Origin of the sequence: Bradyrhizobium sp. (assembly GCF_027307225.1) — a bacterium.
Taxonomy (GTDB): Bacteria; Pseudomonadota; Alphaproteobacteria; order Rhizobiales; family Xanthobacteraceae; genus Bradyrhizobium.
The window spans coordinates 1-13657 of record NZ_DAHUXJ010000145.1 but is presented as its reverse complement, the minus strand read 5'-3'; the positions used below and the strand labels follow the sequence as shown (position 1 = coordinate 13657).

The following is a 13657-nucleotide window of genomic DNA, read 5'->3' as shown; positions in this document are numbered from 1 at the left end:
AGCTTGCGAACTTCGGAATCGGAGCTCTAATTGTAGGATAGGGGCTGTGATCGGCGCAAGCGTTTGAGGAGGAATTCGTCATGGCGTTCGGCCTTCTTGCAATGATCGCCGCCGCGATCTTTGCCGGCGCCGCGTTTTACGTGAACTTCGCCGAGCAACCTGCGCGGCTGAGGCTCGATGATCGCGCGCTGCTCACCGAATGGAAGCCGGCCTATCAGCGCGGCGCTGCGATGCAGGCGCCGCTCGCGGTGATCAGTTTCCTGCTCGGCATGCTGGCGTGGTGGCAGATCGGAGCTATCGGCTTTTTGATTGGCGCGCTTTTGATCATTGCGCCTTGGCCATGGACGCTGATTGTCATCAAACCGGTCAACGACGCCTTGCTGGCGACGGAGCTTGACAAGGCCGGACCCCAATCGCGCTCCCTCGTTGTCAAATGGGGCGCCGTCCATGCCGCGCGAACCGCGATGGGTTCGCTGGCGACTGCAGCATTTTTCTGGGCAAGCGTGTCGTATTAGGCGCGGGGAAGGTCAGTTCATTGCTCATGCCGTCAAATTTGCCTGATCCCGATCCTGGCCTCCGCTACGCCTACAAGGCCTCGCTGATCGGCTCGGCGCATCGGTTCGAACTGACGGAGCAGGGGCTGTCGTGGCGCGTTGGCGGCCGCTCGGGCGTCTGGGCCTATGCGGACATGGCGAGCGTGCGCCTGTCCTATCGTCCGGTGTCGATGCAGGCGCGCAGGTTTCGCGCCGATCTCAGCAAGGCGGGCGGTGGATGGTTCCCCATCTTCTCGACGACCTGGCAGACGGCGGCGTTGATGGCGCCGCAGGACAACGACTACCGCGCTTTCATCGTCGAATTGCACCGCCGGATGGCGCAAGCAGGAAGCCAAGCAGTGTTGACCGGCGGTCTTCACCCGCGCCTCTATGCCGCGGCGATTTTGTGCGTGGTAGCGCTCGCCGTCGCGATGGCGGGGCTGTTGCTGCGGTCGCTGGCGACGGGGCAGTGGGGCGGCGCGTTGTTTCTGGTCGGCTTTGCCGCGCTGTTCGTGTGGCAGGTCGGCGGCTTTATCCGGCGCAACCGGCCGCTCACCTACACCTTCGATGATCTGCCGAAAGCCTTGCTGCCTTAAGGATTCAAAGGCCGACACGTAATTCAATGTCGTACCACCAGCACCGAACACTTGGCGTAGCGAACGACGTGGCCCGCATTGGAGCCGAGAAAATAGGTGCGCATGGCGGGGCGATGCGAGGTCATCACGATCAGGTCGGCCTTGACCGCGGCGGCTTCCTCCAGGATCTCGTGATAGATGCCGCCCTGGCGCACGGCGGTTGAGATGCGGCCTGCCTCGATCCCGGATTCGCGCGCCACTATGGCAAGCGCCTCTTCCGAGGTTTCCCGCTGCTGAACGTCGAAATCGGCCGGCACATATTCCGCCAGCATCACCGGCGTCATGGGCATGACGTTGAGAAGCCGCACCCTGCCGTTCCAGGTCTGCGAGAGGGTTGCTGCGGTTGCGAGTGCGGGCCGCGCCAGATCGGTGTCGGCGAGATCAAGCGGCACGAGAATGGAACTGAACATCTGCGCCTCCCAGTACGGATGCCGGAACCTGCCTCGGATCGGCTCCGAAGGCACGCTAGCATAAACTGAACCTGGGTCTTGGACGAAGGCCGACGTTTGGCACACGACCGCACCGCACAAGCGAGTCGCAAGCTTCAGGAGCCAAGCCCTTCGAAGCCAAGCGTTCGAAACCGGGCCTCACTCTCCCGACGTCTGCTTGATCAGCTTGGGACTGATGAACAGCTCCAGCCGGCCACGCTTGATCCGGACATCGCTCCAGTCGTCGATGTCGAAATCGATAATGGCAAGCCCCGCCGTCGGCAGGTTGTCCGCGAGCGCGCTGCGCCTGTCGGCATCGCCGTGGCCGGCCAGCGCGGCCGCAACCTCGTGCATGCCGGGATTGTGCCCGACCAGCATCAGCCGCTTCGGGTCGCCGACGGAGGCATTGCGGACGGTCTCGAGCAGTTGCGAGACGTCCGCGCCGTACAGTTCCGGCGCCAGTTCCACCTCGGGCGCCGGGACGGCGTCTTTCATCGCTTCCCAGGCGATCTCCCAGGTCTGCACCGCCCGCGCCGCGTGTGAGACCAGAACGTGGTTGGGAAACGGCGGATGGCGGCCGATCCAGCGGCCGATCTCGGCAGCGTCATGGCGGCCGCGATGGTCGAGCCGGCGGTCCTGGTCGTGGCCACTCGGTGCATCAATCTCGGTCTTGGCGTGCCGCAACAGCATCAAACGCCGCATGACGGATTCCGATTCGATTCTAGTGGTTTTAGGTAATCCGATTCTAACATTCGCATCCCTTCTCAGCGGGCACTTTTCGCGAATGTTCCGCCTCACTTAAGCGTCGGATCCAAATACAAAGTAGAACCCGAGACAAGACAAGGTGACAACCACCTTATCGATCCCGTAAGTAGACGGCATGAGCGAGATACTGACTGGGGACGGCGGCGGGCTTGATGGCAGCCGCGCGCGGCTGACCTTTGACGTGGATGCCGACATTTGCGTGATCGGCGGAGGGCTCGCCGGTCTAACGGTCGCGCTCGAGGGCGCGCGCCTTGGCGCCAGCGTCGTCGTGCTGGAAGGCCGTCACATCGGTTGGGGCGCCTCCGGGGGCCTGCTGGGCACCGTGATGCCGCGCTATGGCCTCGCCATCAAGGACCTGATTGCGCGCGTTGGCCTCGATGACGCCAGGGAGCTCTGGCAATTGTCGAAAGAGGGCGCCGAATACGTCCGCGCGCAAGCCACCGAAGAATTGATCCCGGGCATCGGCGTCGGCGAGGGTGCGCTCGAGGTTTCCAATGTCGACGTCGGCGACCGCCTGATCAGCGAATTGCAAATGCTGAGCGAGGACTTCGCGACCGAAGTTGAGGGATGGCAGGTCGATCAGGTTCGCGCGCAGCTGAAGACCGGCCGCTATTTTCATGGCGTCTATTTCCCGAAAGCGTTCCAGGTCGATGGCCGCAAATATATCCACGGTCTGGCGGCGCTGGCCAAGCGAGCAGGGGCGCGGATTTTCGAGGACACGCCGGTGGTCGGCATCGACGCGTCCGGTATCCGCAAGCGCATCGTCACGCCGTCGGCGCGGTTGCGTGCCTCGCACATCGTTCTTGCCGGCAATGTTCATCTGGGGGCTCCGTCGCGGCGCCTGTCGGAGACGCTGCTGCCAGTGTGGCGTTATGCGGGAATTACCGAGCCGCTGGGCGAGCGCCTCAACGAGGTGATCGCGTTCAAGGGATCGGTGATCGACACCGATGGCGTCGATCAGTTCCGGATCGTCGACGGCGACCGCTTGATGTGGGCGAGCCCGGAGACCACCTGGGATGCCCGCCCTCAACGGTTCGCGTCCGCGATTGCGCGCCGCATCGGCACGATTTTTCCGCAGCTCGGCCGGACCCACGTCTGCGACGTGTGGGGCGGCGCCATCGGCCAAACCGTGCACGGCATGCCGCAGATCGGCCAGCTGCGCAAAGGCCTCTGGGTGGCGAGCGGATTCGGCCGGCACGGAATGAGCACGACGGCGATGGCGGGACAGCTGATTGCCCGCAGCATTCTCCGGGGCGACGAACGCTGGCGGCTGTTTTCACCTTTCGAACTGGTGTGGGCGGGCGGCATGACCGGTCGCGCCGTCGGACATCTGATCGGCATGTGGTCGCGCGGCAGTTCAGCGGCGGTGGGCGCGTTCGCCCGCTACCGCGAGGGGGTGCGCGAGAAGGAGCGTATCCGCGAGGCGCGGTTGGCCAAGGCCAATCGCCTCGCCGGAACAAGGTCGCCGCGGCCGCGCACCCCACCGGGCCGGGCCGATCCGGGCTCGCAACGCCCGGACCGTCCGCCGCCCGAACGCTTGCCGGACCCGGTCGGGGCCGAGCCTGGCGAAGGGGGCTCCTGATAGCCGGTTGCGGGTCGCAGGAAAGTGAGCAATCGAGAGCCGAAGGGATGTAACTTTCACGGCCGGCTTCCGTATCTGCAAAGGTACAACCTCCCGTTTCGCACGGAGACGCCACCATGATTGATCGCCGTATTCTGCTTGCGACCACTGCCGGTCTGTTCGGTTTTGCCGCGCTGCGCTGGCTGCGTGGCGAGCCCGCGAACGCCGCACAGAAGTTCGAGGTTGAAAAGACCGACGCGGAATGGCGCGCCCAGCTCACCCCGCAGCAATACGAAATCCTGCGCAGGGAGGGCACGGAGCGCCCGTGGACCAGCCCGCTCTTGAAGGAACATCGCAAGGGCACCTTTGCCTGCGCCGGCTGCGACCTGCCGTTGTTTGCTTCGGAGACAAAATTCGAAAGCGGTACCGGCTGGCCGAGCTTCTACCAGCCGCTGGAGAATGCGGTGGGCAAGCGAAGTGACCGTACCCTCGGCATGCTGCGCACCGAAATTCACTGCCGCCGTTGCGGCGGTCATCTCGGCCACGTCTTCGACGACGGTCCGAAGCCGACCGGCCTGCGCTACTGCATGGACGGTTACGCGCTCGTTTTCCACCCGGCGACGCCGACCGCGAGTTGAGCATCTGTTTCGCCGTCCGCGGAACTTTACTCCCGGCAATTGTTGCCCGCCCGGCAAATGTGCCCCGGTCCCTGGACCGGGGATTTTTCGTTTAAGTGCCTGAAATAACTTGTATCTCGCTTTTGGCACGGCGATTGCGACGTCTGCTTCGATGATGGCCATGCGCGGGCACACCGCGCCACGGCCTTAGGATCGGATGTGGAGACAAAGTTATGGGTATCTTCGACGCACTTAATACGTCCGTGGGCGGCCTTCAGGCGCAATCCTTCGCATTGCAGAACATATCGGGCAACATCGCGAACGCCTCCACCATCGGCTACAAGGGCATCAATACCAGCTTTGAGGACCTGATCCCGGACTCGCTGACGCCCGACAAACAGGTGGCCGGCGGCGTTACCGCACATGCACAGCAGACCATCACCACGCAAGGCACGGTCTCTGGCTCGACGGTTGCGACCAACATCGCGATCAATGGCGACGGCTTCTTCAACGTGCAGAAGCCGGCCGGCCTTGTCGATAACGTGCCGACTTTCAACGGCGTCACCGACTACACGCGCCGCGGCGATTTCCAGGTCAATGCCAACGGCAATCTGGTGAACGGAGCCGGCTACTACCTGATGGGTGTCGCCGTCGACCCCAAGACCGGCAACCCGCTCGGCAACGTGCCGCAGGTTTTGCAATTCCAGAACAACTTCGTTCCGGCGCAGGCGACGACAGCCATTCAATATGCCGCGAACCTGCCGACCCAGCCGCAGACCCAGGCGAGCGCTACGGCACTTGCCGGCACGATTACCGCTGCGGGCGGCCTCAATCCTTCCGATTTTGCGCAGAATCCCTTACCGGTTGGCTCGCCAGCCCCGCCGATCAACAATTCCGTCACGGGAGCTGTCGTCAATAACCAGTTGGCCGTGCCGGCCCCGATCACGGCTGCCACGGCATTGTCCGGCGCGGCGGGAACCGACTCGCTCGCCGCCGGCTTCCAGGCCGGCGATGCCATTACGGTCGACGGCACGACGATCGATTTCGTTGCTTCGGGCGCTACCGGCAACCAGCTCAATGTCACGGACAATATCGGTGCCCTGCTCAACAAGATTTCCGCGATCACCGGAGCTACGGAGACGGTCTCGGGTGGCAAGATCACCTTGAACACGGGTACTGTCCAGGATTTGAATATCTCCGTCGCCACCGGACTCTCGGGCCCTCTTACCACCTCCACCACAAACGCTCTCGGAGGACTCGGCCTGGGCGCGCCGCCGATCACGCTGGCGCGAGCGCCCGGCGCCAATGTCGGCACCGGCGCCGTCTCGGCCAACGACGTGCAGACTTTCACCAATGAATCCATCAGCGGCGGCGCGGTGACGGCTTTCAACACCGCGGGCACGCCGGTGAACCTGCAACTGCGCTGGGCCAAGACCGACAGCGCTTCGCTTGGTGCCGGCCACCAGGACACCTGGAACCTGTTTTACCAAAACAGTACAACCGCGTCCGGAAGCCAGACGGAATGGGTCAATACCGGCACCAATTTCATCTTCAACGCCAACGGCGCATTGGCGTCGCCTACCGGCTCATCGATCGCCATTCCCAATGTGACCGTTAACGGGCAGGCGCTGGGCGCGCTGTCTTTCAACGTTTCCACCGGCGCGCTGACGCAGTTCGCAAGCTCGAGCGGGGCGGCGACCATCGGCCAGATCACGCAGAACGGCTTTGCCGCCGGTCAACTTCAGTCGGTTGCGATCAACAACTCTGGCCTTGTGGTCGGCACGTTCTCCAACGGCCAGAACATCGATCTCGCTTCGATCACGCTGTCGCACTTCAACGGCACGAACTTCCTGAAAGCGCTCGACGGCGCGGCCTACGCAGCCACGGACCTATCCGGCCCAGCCATTATCGGGGCGTCGGGAACGATCTCGGGTTCGTCGATCGAAGGTTCCAACACCGACATCGCAGACGAGTTCACCAAGCTGATCGTGACCCAACAGGCGTATTCGGCCAACACCAAGGTGATCACCACGGCCAATGATATGGTTCGAGATTTGCTGAACGTGCTGCGTTGATCGGCGCTGGCTGGCGTGACCTAATTCAAGGCAGGTAAAGATGGGTTTGAGTTCTGCCCTTGCCACTGCGATGAGCGGCCTGCGCGCCAACCAGGCCGCGCTGGCGATTACGTCCGGCAATGTCGCCAACGCCAAGACGCCCGGCTACATCGCCGAGACGCCGAACCAGATCGAAGTGTCCTCCGGCACCGGCGGCGCAACCGTCCAGGTCAACGGCGTCACGCGCGAACTCGATGTGTTCATCCAGAACCAGCTGCGCACCGAGACCGGCGGAGCCGGTTTCGCCGACCAGATGTCGAACATTCTCGGGCAACTGCAAAGCGTCTACGGCACGCCGGGAGGCACCGGCACGCTGGAAACCGCGTTCAACAATTTCACCACCGCGTTGCAGGGGCTGTCGACCAATCCCGGCGGCCTGTCCGCGCAGACCACGGCGCTGGGAGCAGGCCAGACACTGGCGCAGCAGCTCAACACGACGTCGCAGGGCATCCAGGCCCTTCGCTCTAACGCCGAGCAGGATATCGGAACGTCGGTCAATCAGGCGAATTCGGATCTGAACCAGATCGCGGCCATCAATACCCAGTTGCAGGGCCTGGCATCGAACGATCCATCGCTTGCGACGCTTGAGGATCAACGCGACAACGCCATCAACGACCTGTCGAATCTGGTCGACGTCAAGGTCACCAATTCCGGCAACAACCAGGTTAGCGTTTTCACCAATACCGGCATTCAGCTCGTTGGCGGCAGCCAGGCGTCGAAGTTTTCGTTCACCTCGGCGGGGACGCTGAGCCCTGCCTCGCTCTACAATGCAAACCCGGCCAAATCCGGCGTCGGGGCGTTGACCATCCAGCTTCCCAACGGCGCCAATCTCGATGTCGTCGCAAACCAGGTGATCTCCTCGGGGCGGATCGCGGCCGATCTGCAATTGCGCGACCAGACCCTGGTTCAGGCGCAGACCCAGATCGACCAGCTGGCCGCGACGCTTTCAAGTTCGCTTTCCGATCAGACCACGCCAGGCACTGCGGTGACTTCCGGCTCTCAGGCCGGCTTCAATCTTGATCTCAGCAATTTGCAGCCTGGCAACACTATTAGCCTGACCTACACGAACAACGGCACGAAGCAGCAGGTCCAGATCGTTCGCGTTGACGATCCGACCGCGCTGCCGTTGAAAAATGTGCCGAATGCCAATCCGCAGGTCATCGGGGTCAATTTCTCCGGCGGCCTGGCTTCGGTCGTGACACAGCTCAACGCGGCGCTCGGCCCAAACAACCTCCAATTCTCCAATCCCTCCGGCAATACTCTCCAGGTGCTCAACACGACTGGAGGAACAACCGTCAATGCGGCGTCAGCGACGACAACGGTGACGTCGCTGACCAGCGGCAACCCGCAGCTAGCGGTGTTCACCGACGCCGGCTCGCCCTATACCGGCGCGATCACCGGCAGCGGCTCGGAACTGACCGGTTTTGCCGGACGTATTAGCATCAATCAGGCGCTGCTCGCCAATCCGGCGGACCTGACTGTCTTCAACAACTCGCCGCAAACGCCGGCCGGCGACAACACCCGCTCCAATTTCCTGTTTTCGCAATTGACTTCGGCCACCTTCACCTTCTCGCCGCAAACCGGCCTCGGGTCGGCGAGCGCGCCATTCAACGGCACGATCGGCAATTACTTGCAGCAGTTCCTGAGCCTCCAGGCCAACGCAGCCTCGTCGGCGACGAGCTTGCAGCAGGGCCAGGCCGTCGTCGTCAGTACGTTGCAGCAAAAATTCAATTCGACCTCCCAGGTCAGCATCGACAGCGAGATGTCGAATCTGATCGCGCTGCAAAATTCCTATGCGGCCAATGCGCATTGCATGTCGGTCGTTCAGTCGATGATGGCAACTCTGATGCAAATCCAGCTGTAGGGCGATCAATATGAGTATCAATAGCATCGGTTTTGGTGGTTCGCTGTTCGGCCAGGCGGTGCTGAACCTCAACAACCAGCTCACCAACCTGTCGACCCAGCTCGCGACCGGCGAAAAATCGACCACCTATGCCGGCATGGGCATCAATGAAGGCTTCGCGGTCGCGGCGCGGTCGCAGCTTTCGAATATCTCCGCGTTTGGCGACACCATCACCAACGTGAATACGATCATCGGCGCCGCCAACACCGCGTTACAGTCGCTGACCAGCATCGCCACCACGGTGCAGGGCGACGCGTCCACCACGTCGCAGGATATCAACAGCACCGGACAGACCATCGGGCAGGCAAATGCGCAGAGCCAGCTCATCTCGATGGTGGGCATTCTCAATACCCAGGTCGGCAACCGCTACATCTTCTCCGGCAGCGCGATCAACACGCCGGCGGTTGCTTCCGCCGACGCTATCCTCAACGGCAGCGGCACCCAGGCAGGATTGAAGCAGCTGATTGCCGAACGCGCGCAGGCCGACGGTACCACCGGGCTCGGCCGCCTGCTGATCTCGTCGACGACCGTCACGGGAACGGCACCCACGAGCACCGGCTCGTTTTCGGTCTCCGAAGATGCCGCCGGCTCGCCGTTCGGCCTGAAGCTGAGTTCAGTGTCGTCGAACCTGACCGGCGCTTCGGTGACCGGGCCATCCGGTTCGCCCGCCTCGGTGGCGCTCAGCCTTCCGGCCAACCCCAATCCTGGCGATCAGGTGACGCTCAACTTCAATCTTCCCGACGGCACGACTTCGTCGGTTACGTTGACGGCGACCACCCAGAATCCGCCGCCAACCGGCAGTTTTTTGATCGCGACGGCGGCCGGCGTGCCCGATCCGGGCACGACGGCCCAGAATTTGAACACCGCACTGAACACGGCGATCGGAAAGCTCGCCAACACGACGCTGGTCGCGGCTTCCGCCGTGGCCGCCGGCAATGACTTCTTCAATCCGTCAAGCAGCGCGACCGGAGCAGTCGCCAAGGACCAGCAAGCGACGCCGCAGCCGATTACGAGCGCGACGTTGCTCTCGGGCGCTGCAGGAACGGCCTCGCTTTCGGCCGGCTTTCAGAACGGCGACGCGATCGCGATCAACGGCACGACCATCACGTTTTCGACCTCTTCGGCCACGTCGTTGACCGGGCCGACCTACAATATCAACCCGACCACAGGCACTGTCGGCAACCTGCTGTCGGCAATCGACTCGATCACCGGCACCACGACGCCATCGTCGATCGACGGCGGCGCCGTCACGATCAACACCCCAAATGCCGCCAATTTCTCGATCTCGGCCTCGTCCTCGGACCCGAACGCGCAAGCAGCACTTGGCGCCTTGGGCTTCTCACAGGCCGCGGGTACCGCGACCAACACCGCGTCCGGCACGACCGTCAGTGCGCTCCAGCCGCCGCTGCGCGTCTCGGGGTCGCCGCTGAGTAGCGCCACCAAACTCGTGAACGGCTTGGCCAACACGGTCGCCTGGTACACCGGAAACAACTCGCCGGACCCGCGCGCCTCGTCCACCACGCTGATCGACTCCGGGATTTCGGTCGAATATGGGCTTCAGGCCAATGAGCAGGCTATCCGCCAGCAGCTAGAGGGCACGGCGGTCTATGCCGCCCTGACGGAATCGCCGACCGGTACCAATTCGGCCGGGCAGGCGGCGGCGCTCAGCACCCGCATTGCGACCAACCTGACGTCTCGGCCCGGGCAACAGCAGATCTCGGATATCCAGACCGATCTGGCCAATGCCCAGACCTCGATGAAGGCGGCCAGCGCCCGGCAAACCCAGACCAAGACCCAATTGCAGAACATGATCGATTCCACAGAAAACGTCTCGACGGAGCAGGTGGCAAGCCAGATTCTGGCGATTCAGAACGCCTTGAGCGCCTCCTATCAGACGACTTCCATCCTGTCCAAGTTGACGCTGACCAACTTCCTTCCGGCGGGCGGCTAATAGGGATCGTTTGGGGGGGCCGACGGCTGCACGCCATAAAGCTTTCGTTAACCATAGCTGTTTACTTCTCTTAACGCGGGTTAACGCGACGTTAGCTGCCGCGGGGCTCTCTTTATTGTATCGCCCGCGGCAAGCTGCTGGGGGCTTGAGGTCTGGGCGATGCTGCACGGTAGCGTTCGATTGCAGGTGGTGGAGAAAGCCGGCGCGGCGGCGCGGTCGCGATCGACTTCCGCAATGGCTGAACTGTTCGTTCCGCTCGAGCGGCTGTTGGCGGCCGGCGGCGATTCCCGCCTGACGGTGAGCGCAGCGAGCGGTTTGAACGAATATGGTTGCCAGCCAACGCCTTGCACCGATCGCCTGAGCTTTTCCTCAAGCACCGCAACATCGATTTCGGAACGCGCTTACGACCGCGCGCAAGCCGCGCGCGAAGACCTGATGCGTTCGGCGATCGACATCGGGATCGAAGCAGCATTCGACGAGCGCGTCGAAGAGATGCGCGACGAACTGCGGACCCATTTTGGTCTTCCGCCCGCGCTTGCCGACGTCGTCTTTTCTCCCTCCGGTACCGACTCCCAGCTTCAGGCGCTCTTTCTCGCCCGCAAGCTGCTCGGCCCAGAACTCGTCACGGTGGTCGTCGCGGCCGACCAGACCGGCAGCGGAACCGTCAACACAGCGCGCGGCTGCCATTTCAGCGCCGCGACCGCCAATGGCGGCCAGGTCCAGAAGGGCGAGCCGATTGCCGGGCTTGCGCAGGCCGTGACGAGCGTCGCGCTGCCGCTGTTCGACGAAGCGGGCGAGGCGCGCTGCCATACCGCCAGCGACCTGAAAGTATTCGACACGGTCGAGCGCGCCGTCAGTGGCGGCGGCAGGGTGCTGCTTCAGGTGATGGACTCCTCGAAGTTCGGCTGGCGGGCGCCGAGCGACGCCTGCCTCGATGCGATCACGGCGCGCTGGCCTGCCGACGTCCAGATTGTCGTCGATGCCTGCCAGATGCGGCTCGGCCGCGGGCGGCTCAAGCGATATCTTCAGCGCGGCTTCATGGTGATTATCACCGGATCGAAGTTCTTCACCGGCCCACCCTTCAGCGGCGCGGTGCTGGTGCCAGGCAGCTTCGCCCGCCGTCTCGACGAGGCGAGCGCCGTTCCTCCTGGGTTCCTGGAATATTCGAACTGCAGCGACTGGCCGCAAAACTGGTCCAGCCTGCGCTCGTGCTTTCCGGTCAGGACGAATTTTGGCCAATGGCTGCGCTGGGAAGCCGCGATCGAGGAGATCGGCGCCTACTACCGCGTGCCGGATTCGTTTCGCAAGATAGCGCTCACCACTTTCGGCGAAGCGCTTGAGCGGCTGATCGCGGCGTCTGGCTCGCTCGTTCCTTTGCCCTGGCAGGACAGGCCGAAGGATGCCGCCGATGAAGAATTGGCGCAGCGAACGATTTTTTCCTTCATGATTCGGCGCGGCGGCCGCGTTCTGCCGCTTTCCGAATGCCGCAAACTCTACCGTGAATTGGCCGGTCATGCCGGCGAGTTGGACTCGACGGTACAAGCCTGTCTCATCGGCCAGCCGGTGGCCCTGGGCTGCGATCCGTCGCCGCCGGCAGCGGTGCGGATCAGCGCCAGCGCGCGCCTCGTCTCGGAGGCGTGGTCGCCGAACGCCGATGTGGCCCATCGCAACCTGCAGCGGGCCATCGGCGATGCCGGTACCGCAATTGCCGGTCTCGAAGCCCTGCTTGCGGACCCGCTCGCAATCAAACCGGTGGAAGTATCCCATGGATCGTGACATCGCCGCGGCCGGCCTCGCGCAGCATCCGAGCGCCGACCGGATCGGCTTTGCCCGGCTGACGAAAATGGCGTTTGACGGCACCGACCTTCGTCCGCTGCGGGACCAGTTGCTCGGACGATTGAACAGCGGGACGGCGGGCGCGGGCGAGGGTCTCGATCTGTCGCTGATCACCCAGTTGCTCGGCGACAAGCAGGGTGGCATGGCTATCCAGTCGGAAGTGCTCGGCTTTCATCAGCTCTACCGGTCGCCCTGCTCGTCGCAACAGCCGAAACTGCGGGTGCTGGCGCTGGCGGCCGCGATCGACATGGGCGGCAATACGCCGATCGAATTCCTGCTGGAAAATTCGGGCATCGAACTGCAGACGCTCTACGTCGTCTCCGGCGTCGATCTGCCGACGCCACTTCCCGAACACGACGTGGCGATCGTGATTGCCTCCGATTCCGAGGAATGCGTGGACGCGTTGCGCAAGATTGACGCGATGGCCTCGCGCTGGCCGCGGCCGCTGCTCAATCCGCCGCGGCTAATCCGTCACCTCGATCGCGACAAGCTGCACGGCCTTTTGCGCGGCGTGGCTGGTCTCGAAATTCCCGCGACGCTCGCCGTGACGCGCGAACAGCTGTCTCTGGTCACGCAATCGCGAATCGGTCTTTCTTCGATCGCCGATGAACTGAAATTCCCCATCATTGCGCGGCCTCGCGGATCGCATGCCGGGGTAGGCCTGGTCCGGCTCGACGATGCCGCGGCTCTCGCGCAATACCTGAACGAACGTTCCGAGCAGGTCTTCTTCGTTTCCCGCTTTGTCGATTACTCCAACCTGGATGGCTTGTTCCGCAAGTACCGCGTCGTGCTGATCGGCGGCAAGCCCTACGCGTGCCACATGGCCATCGCCGACCGCTGGGACATCTGGTACCTCAACGCGGGCATGACGTTCAGCGCGGATAAACGCCGCGAAGAGGAACGCTTCATGGGCGACTTCGATCATGATTTTGCGCGGCGTCACAAGGGCGCCTTGACCGAGATCACGAGCCGCATGGGCCTGGATTATTTCACGATCGATTGTGCCGAGAACAAGAATGGCGAGCTCTTGATCTTCGAGGCCGACAATACGGCTGTGGTCCACAACATGGATTCACCCGAGATATTTCCCTACAAGCCGCCGCAGATGCGCAAGATCTTCGATGCGTTCGCCGCGATGCTCCTTCGCGCGGGCAAAGACCGCGATCAAGCGGCCTAGTGCGGTGAATTTGAAGTTCCTATCAGTTTCGCGGTGACCTCGTCATAGGAACTTCAAATTCTAAACCGCACTAGAATCATATAATTGGCTAGTGCTCCTTTGATTCCGAAGTTCGTAAACGTGGAGCCGCAATATGA

The 13657-nt window shown here is 63.0% G+C and carries 11 protein-coding genes; 9 read left to right on the top strand and 2 right to left on the bottom strand.

What is annotated here, in order from left to right; genetic code table 11:
- The first annotated feature begins 80 nt into the window (after positions 1-80).
- Both M6D32_RS24120 and M6D32_RS24115 read left to right on the top strand, forming a co-directional pair.
- Positions 81-515: a DUF1772 domain-containing protein gene (locus tag M6D32_RS24120; protein ID WP_298261029.1), complete on the top strand. Its 435-nt coding sequence runs from the start codon at positions 81-83 to the stop codon at positions 513-515.
- Positions 516-541: 26 nt separating this feature from the next.
- Positions 542-1129 carry a hypothetical protein gene (locus tag M6D32_RS24115; RefSeq protein ID WP_298261027.1) on the top strand — a complete coding sequence of 196 codons (588 nt, stop codon included), beginning with the start codon at positions 542-544 and terminating at the stop codon, positions 1127-1129.
- 23 nt (positions 1130-1152) lie between these two features.
- On the opposite strand, the gene M6D32_RS24110 is transcribed toward M6D32_RS24115, so the two are convergent.
- Both M6D32_RS24110 and M6D32_RS24105 read right to left on the bottom strand, forming a co-directional pair.
- Complete coding sequence (locus M6D32_RS24110; RefSeq protein ID WP_298261025.1) at positions 1153-1578, bottom strand: universal stress protein; 426 nt, start codon at positions 1576-1578, stop codon at positions 1153-1155.
- A gap of 177 nt (positions 1579-1755) precedes the next feature.
- Positions 1756-2298 carry a histidine phosphatase family protein gene (locus M6D32_RS24105; protein ID WP_298261023.1) on the bottom strand — a complete coding sequence of 181 codons (543 nt, stop codon included), beginning with the start codon at positions 2296-2298 and terminating at the stop codon, positions 1756-1758.
- A 178-nt stretch (positions 2299-2476) separates the two neighbouring features.
- On the opposite strand from M6D32_RS24105, the gene M6D32_RS24100 reads away from it, so the two are divergent.
- The 7 genes from M6D32_RS24100 to M6D32_RS24070 all read left to right on the top strand — a co-directional run bounded on the left by M6D32_RS24100 (position 2477) and on the right by M6D32_RS24070 (position 13520).
- Positions 2477-3943, top strand: coding sequence for an FAD-binding oxidoreductase (locus M6D32_RS24100; RefSeq protein ID WP_298261021.1), 1467 nt, complete (start codon positions 2477-2479; stop codon positions 3941-3943).
- Positions 3944-4059: 116 nt separating this feature from the next.
- Complete coding sequence (gene msrB / locus M6D32_RS24095; protein WP_298261019.1) at positions 4060-4560, top strand: peptide-methionine (R)-S-oxide reductase MsrB; 501 nt, start codon at positions 4060-4062, stop codon at positions 4558-4560.
- 212 nt (positions 4561-4772) lie between these two features.
- Positions 4773-6614, top strand: a complete 1842-nt coding sequence (locus tag M6D32_RS24090; protein WP_298261017.1) for a flagellar hook-basal body complex protein — start codon at positions 4773-4775, stop codon at positions 6612-6614.
- Positions 6615-6654: 40 nt separating this feature from the next.
- On the top strand, positions 6655-8517 hold the full coding sequence (gene flgK / locus M6D32_RS24085; protein ID WP_298261015.1) for a flagellar hook-associated protein FlgK: 1863 nt from the start codon (positions 6655-6657) through the stop codon (positions 8515-8517).
- A 10-nt stretch (positions 8518-8527) separates the two neighbouring features.
- Positions 8528-10507, top strand: a complete 1980-nt coding sequence (locus M6D32_RS24080) for a flagellar protein (protein ID WP_298261013.1) — start codon at positions 8528-8530, stop codon at positions 10505-10507.
- Between the two features lie 159 nt (positions 10508-10666).
- Complete coding sequence (locus M6D32_RS24075) at positions 10667-12283, top strand: hypothetical protein (protein ID WP_298261011.1); 1617 nt, start codon at positions 10667-10669, stop codon at positions 12281-12283.
- Complete coding sequence (locus M6D32_RS24070; protein WP_298261009.1) at positions 12273-13520, top strand: hypothetical protein; 1248 nt, start codon at positions 12273-12275, stop codon at positions 13518-13520. Before M6D32_RS24075 ends, M6D32_RS24070 begins: the two co-directional genes overlap by 11 nt.
- Positions 13521-13657: the final 137 nt, after the last annotated feature.

Bases quoted from the DNA above. Each gene is read 5' to 3' on its own strand.
- M6D32_RS24120 (WP_298261029.1), top strand. From the start codon at position 81: ATGGCGTTCGGCCTTCTTGCAATGATCGCCGCCGCGATCTTTGCCGGC.
- M6D32_RS24115 (WP_298261027.1), top strand. From the start codon at position 542: ATGCCGTCAAATTTGCCTGATCCCGATCCTGGCCTCCGCTACGCCTAC.
- M6D32_RS24110 (WP_298261025.1), bottom strand. From the start codon at position 1,578: ATGTTCAGTTCCATTCTCGTGCCGCTTGATCTCGCCGACACCGATCTG.
- M6D32_RS24105 (WP_298261023.1), bottom strand. From the start codon at position 2,298: ATGCGGCGTTTGATGCTGTTGCGGCACGCCAAGACCGAGATTGATGCA.
- M6D32_RS24100 (WP_298261021.1), top strand. From the start codon at position 2,477: ATGAGCGAGATACTGACTGGGGACGGCGGCGGGCTTGATGGCAGCCGC.
- msrB (WP_298261019.1), top strand. From the start codon at position 4,060: ATGATTGATCGCCGTATTCTGCTTGCGACCACTGCCGGTCTGTTCGGT.
- M6D32_RS24090 (WP_298261017.1), top strand. From the start codon at position 4,773: ATGGGTATCTTCGACGCACTTAATACGTCCGTGGGCGGCCTTCAGGCG.
- flgK (WP_298261015.1), top strand. From the start codon at position 6,655: ATGGGTTTGAGTTCTGCCCTTGCCACTGCGATGAGCGGCCTGCGCGCC.
- M6D32_RS24080 (WP_298261013.1), top strand. From the start codon at position 8,528: ATGAGTATCAATAGCATCGGTTTTGGTGGTTCGCTGTTCGGCCAGGCG.
- M6D32_RS24075 (WP_298261011.1), top strand. From the start codon at position 10,667: ATGCTGCACGGTAGCGTTCGATTGCAGGTGGTGGAGAAAGCCGGCGCG.
- M6D32_RS24070 (WP_298261009.1), top strand. From the start codon at position 12,273: ATGGATCGTGACATCGCCGCGGCCGGCCTCGCGCAGCATCCGAGCGCC.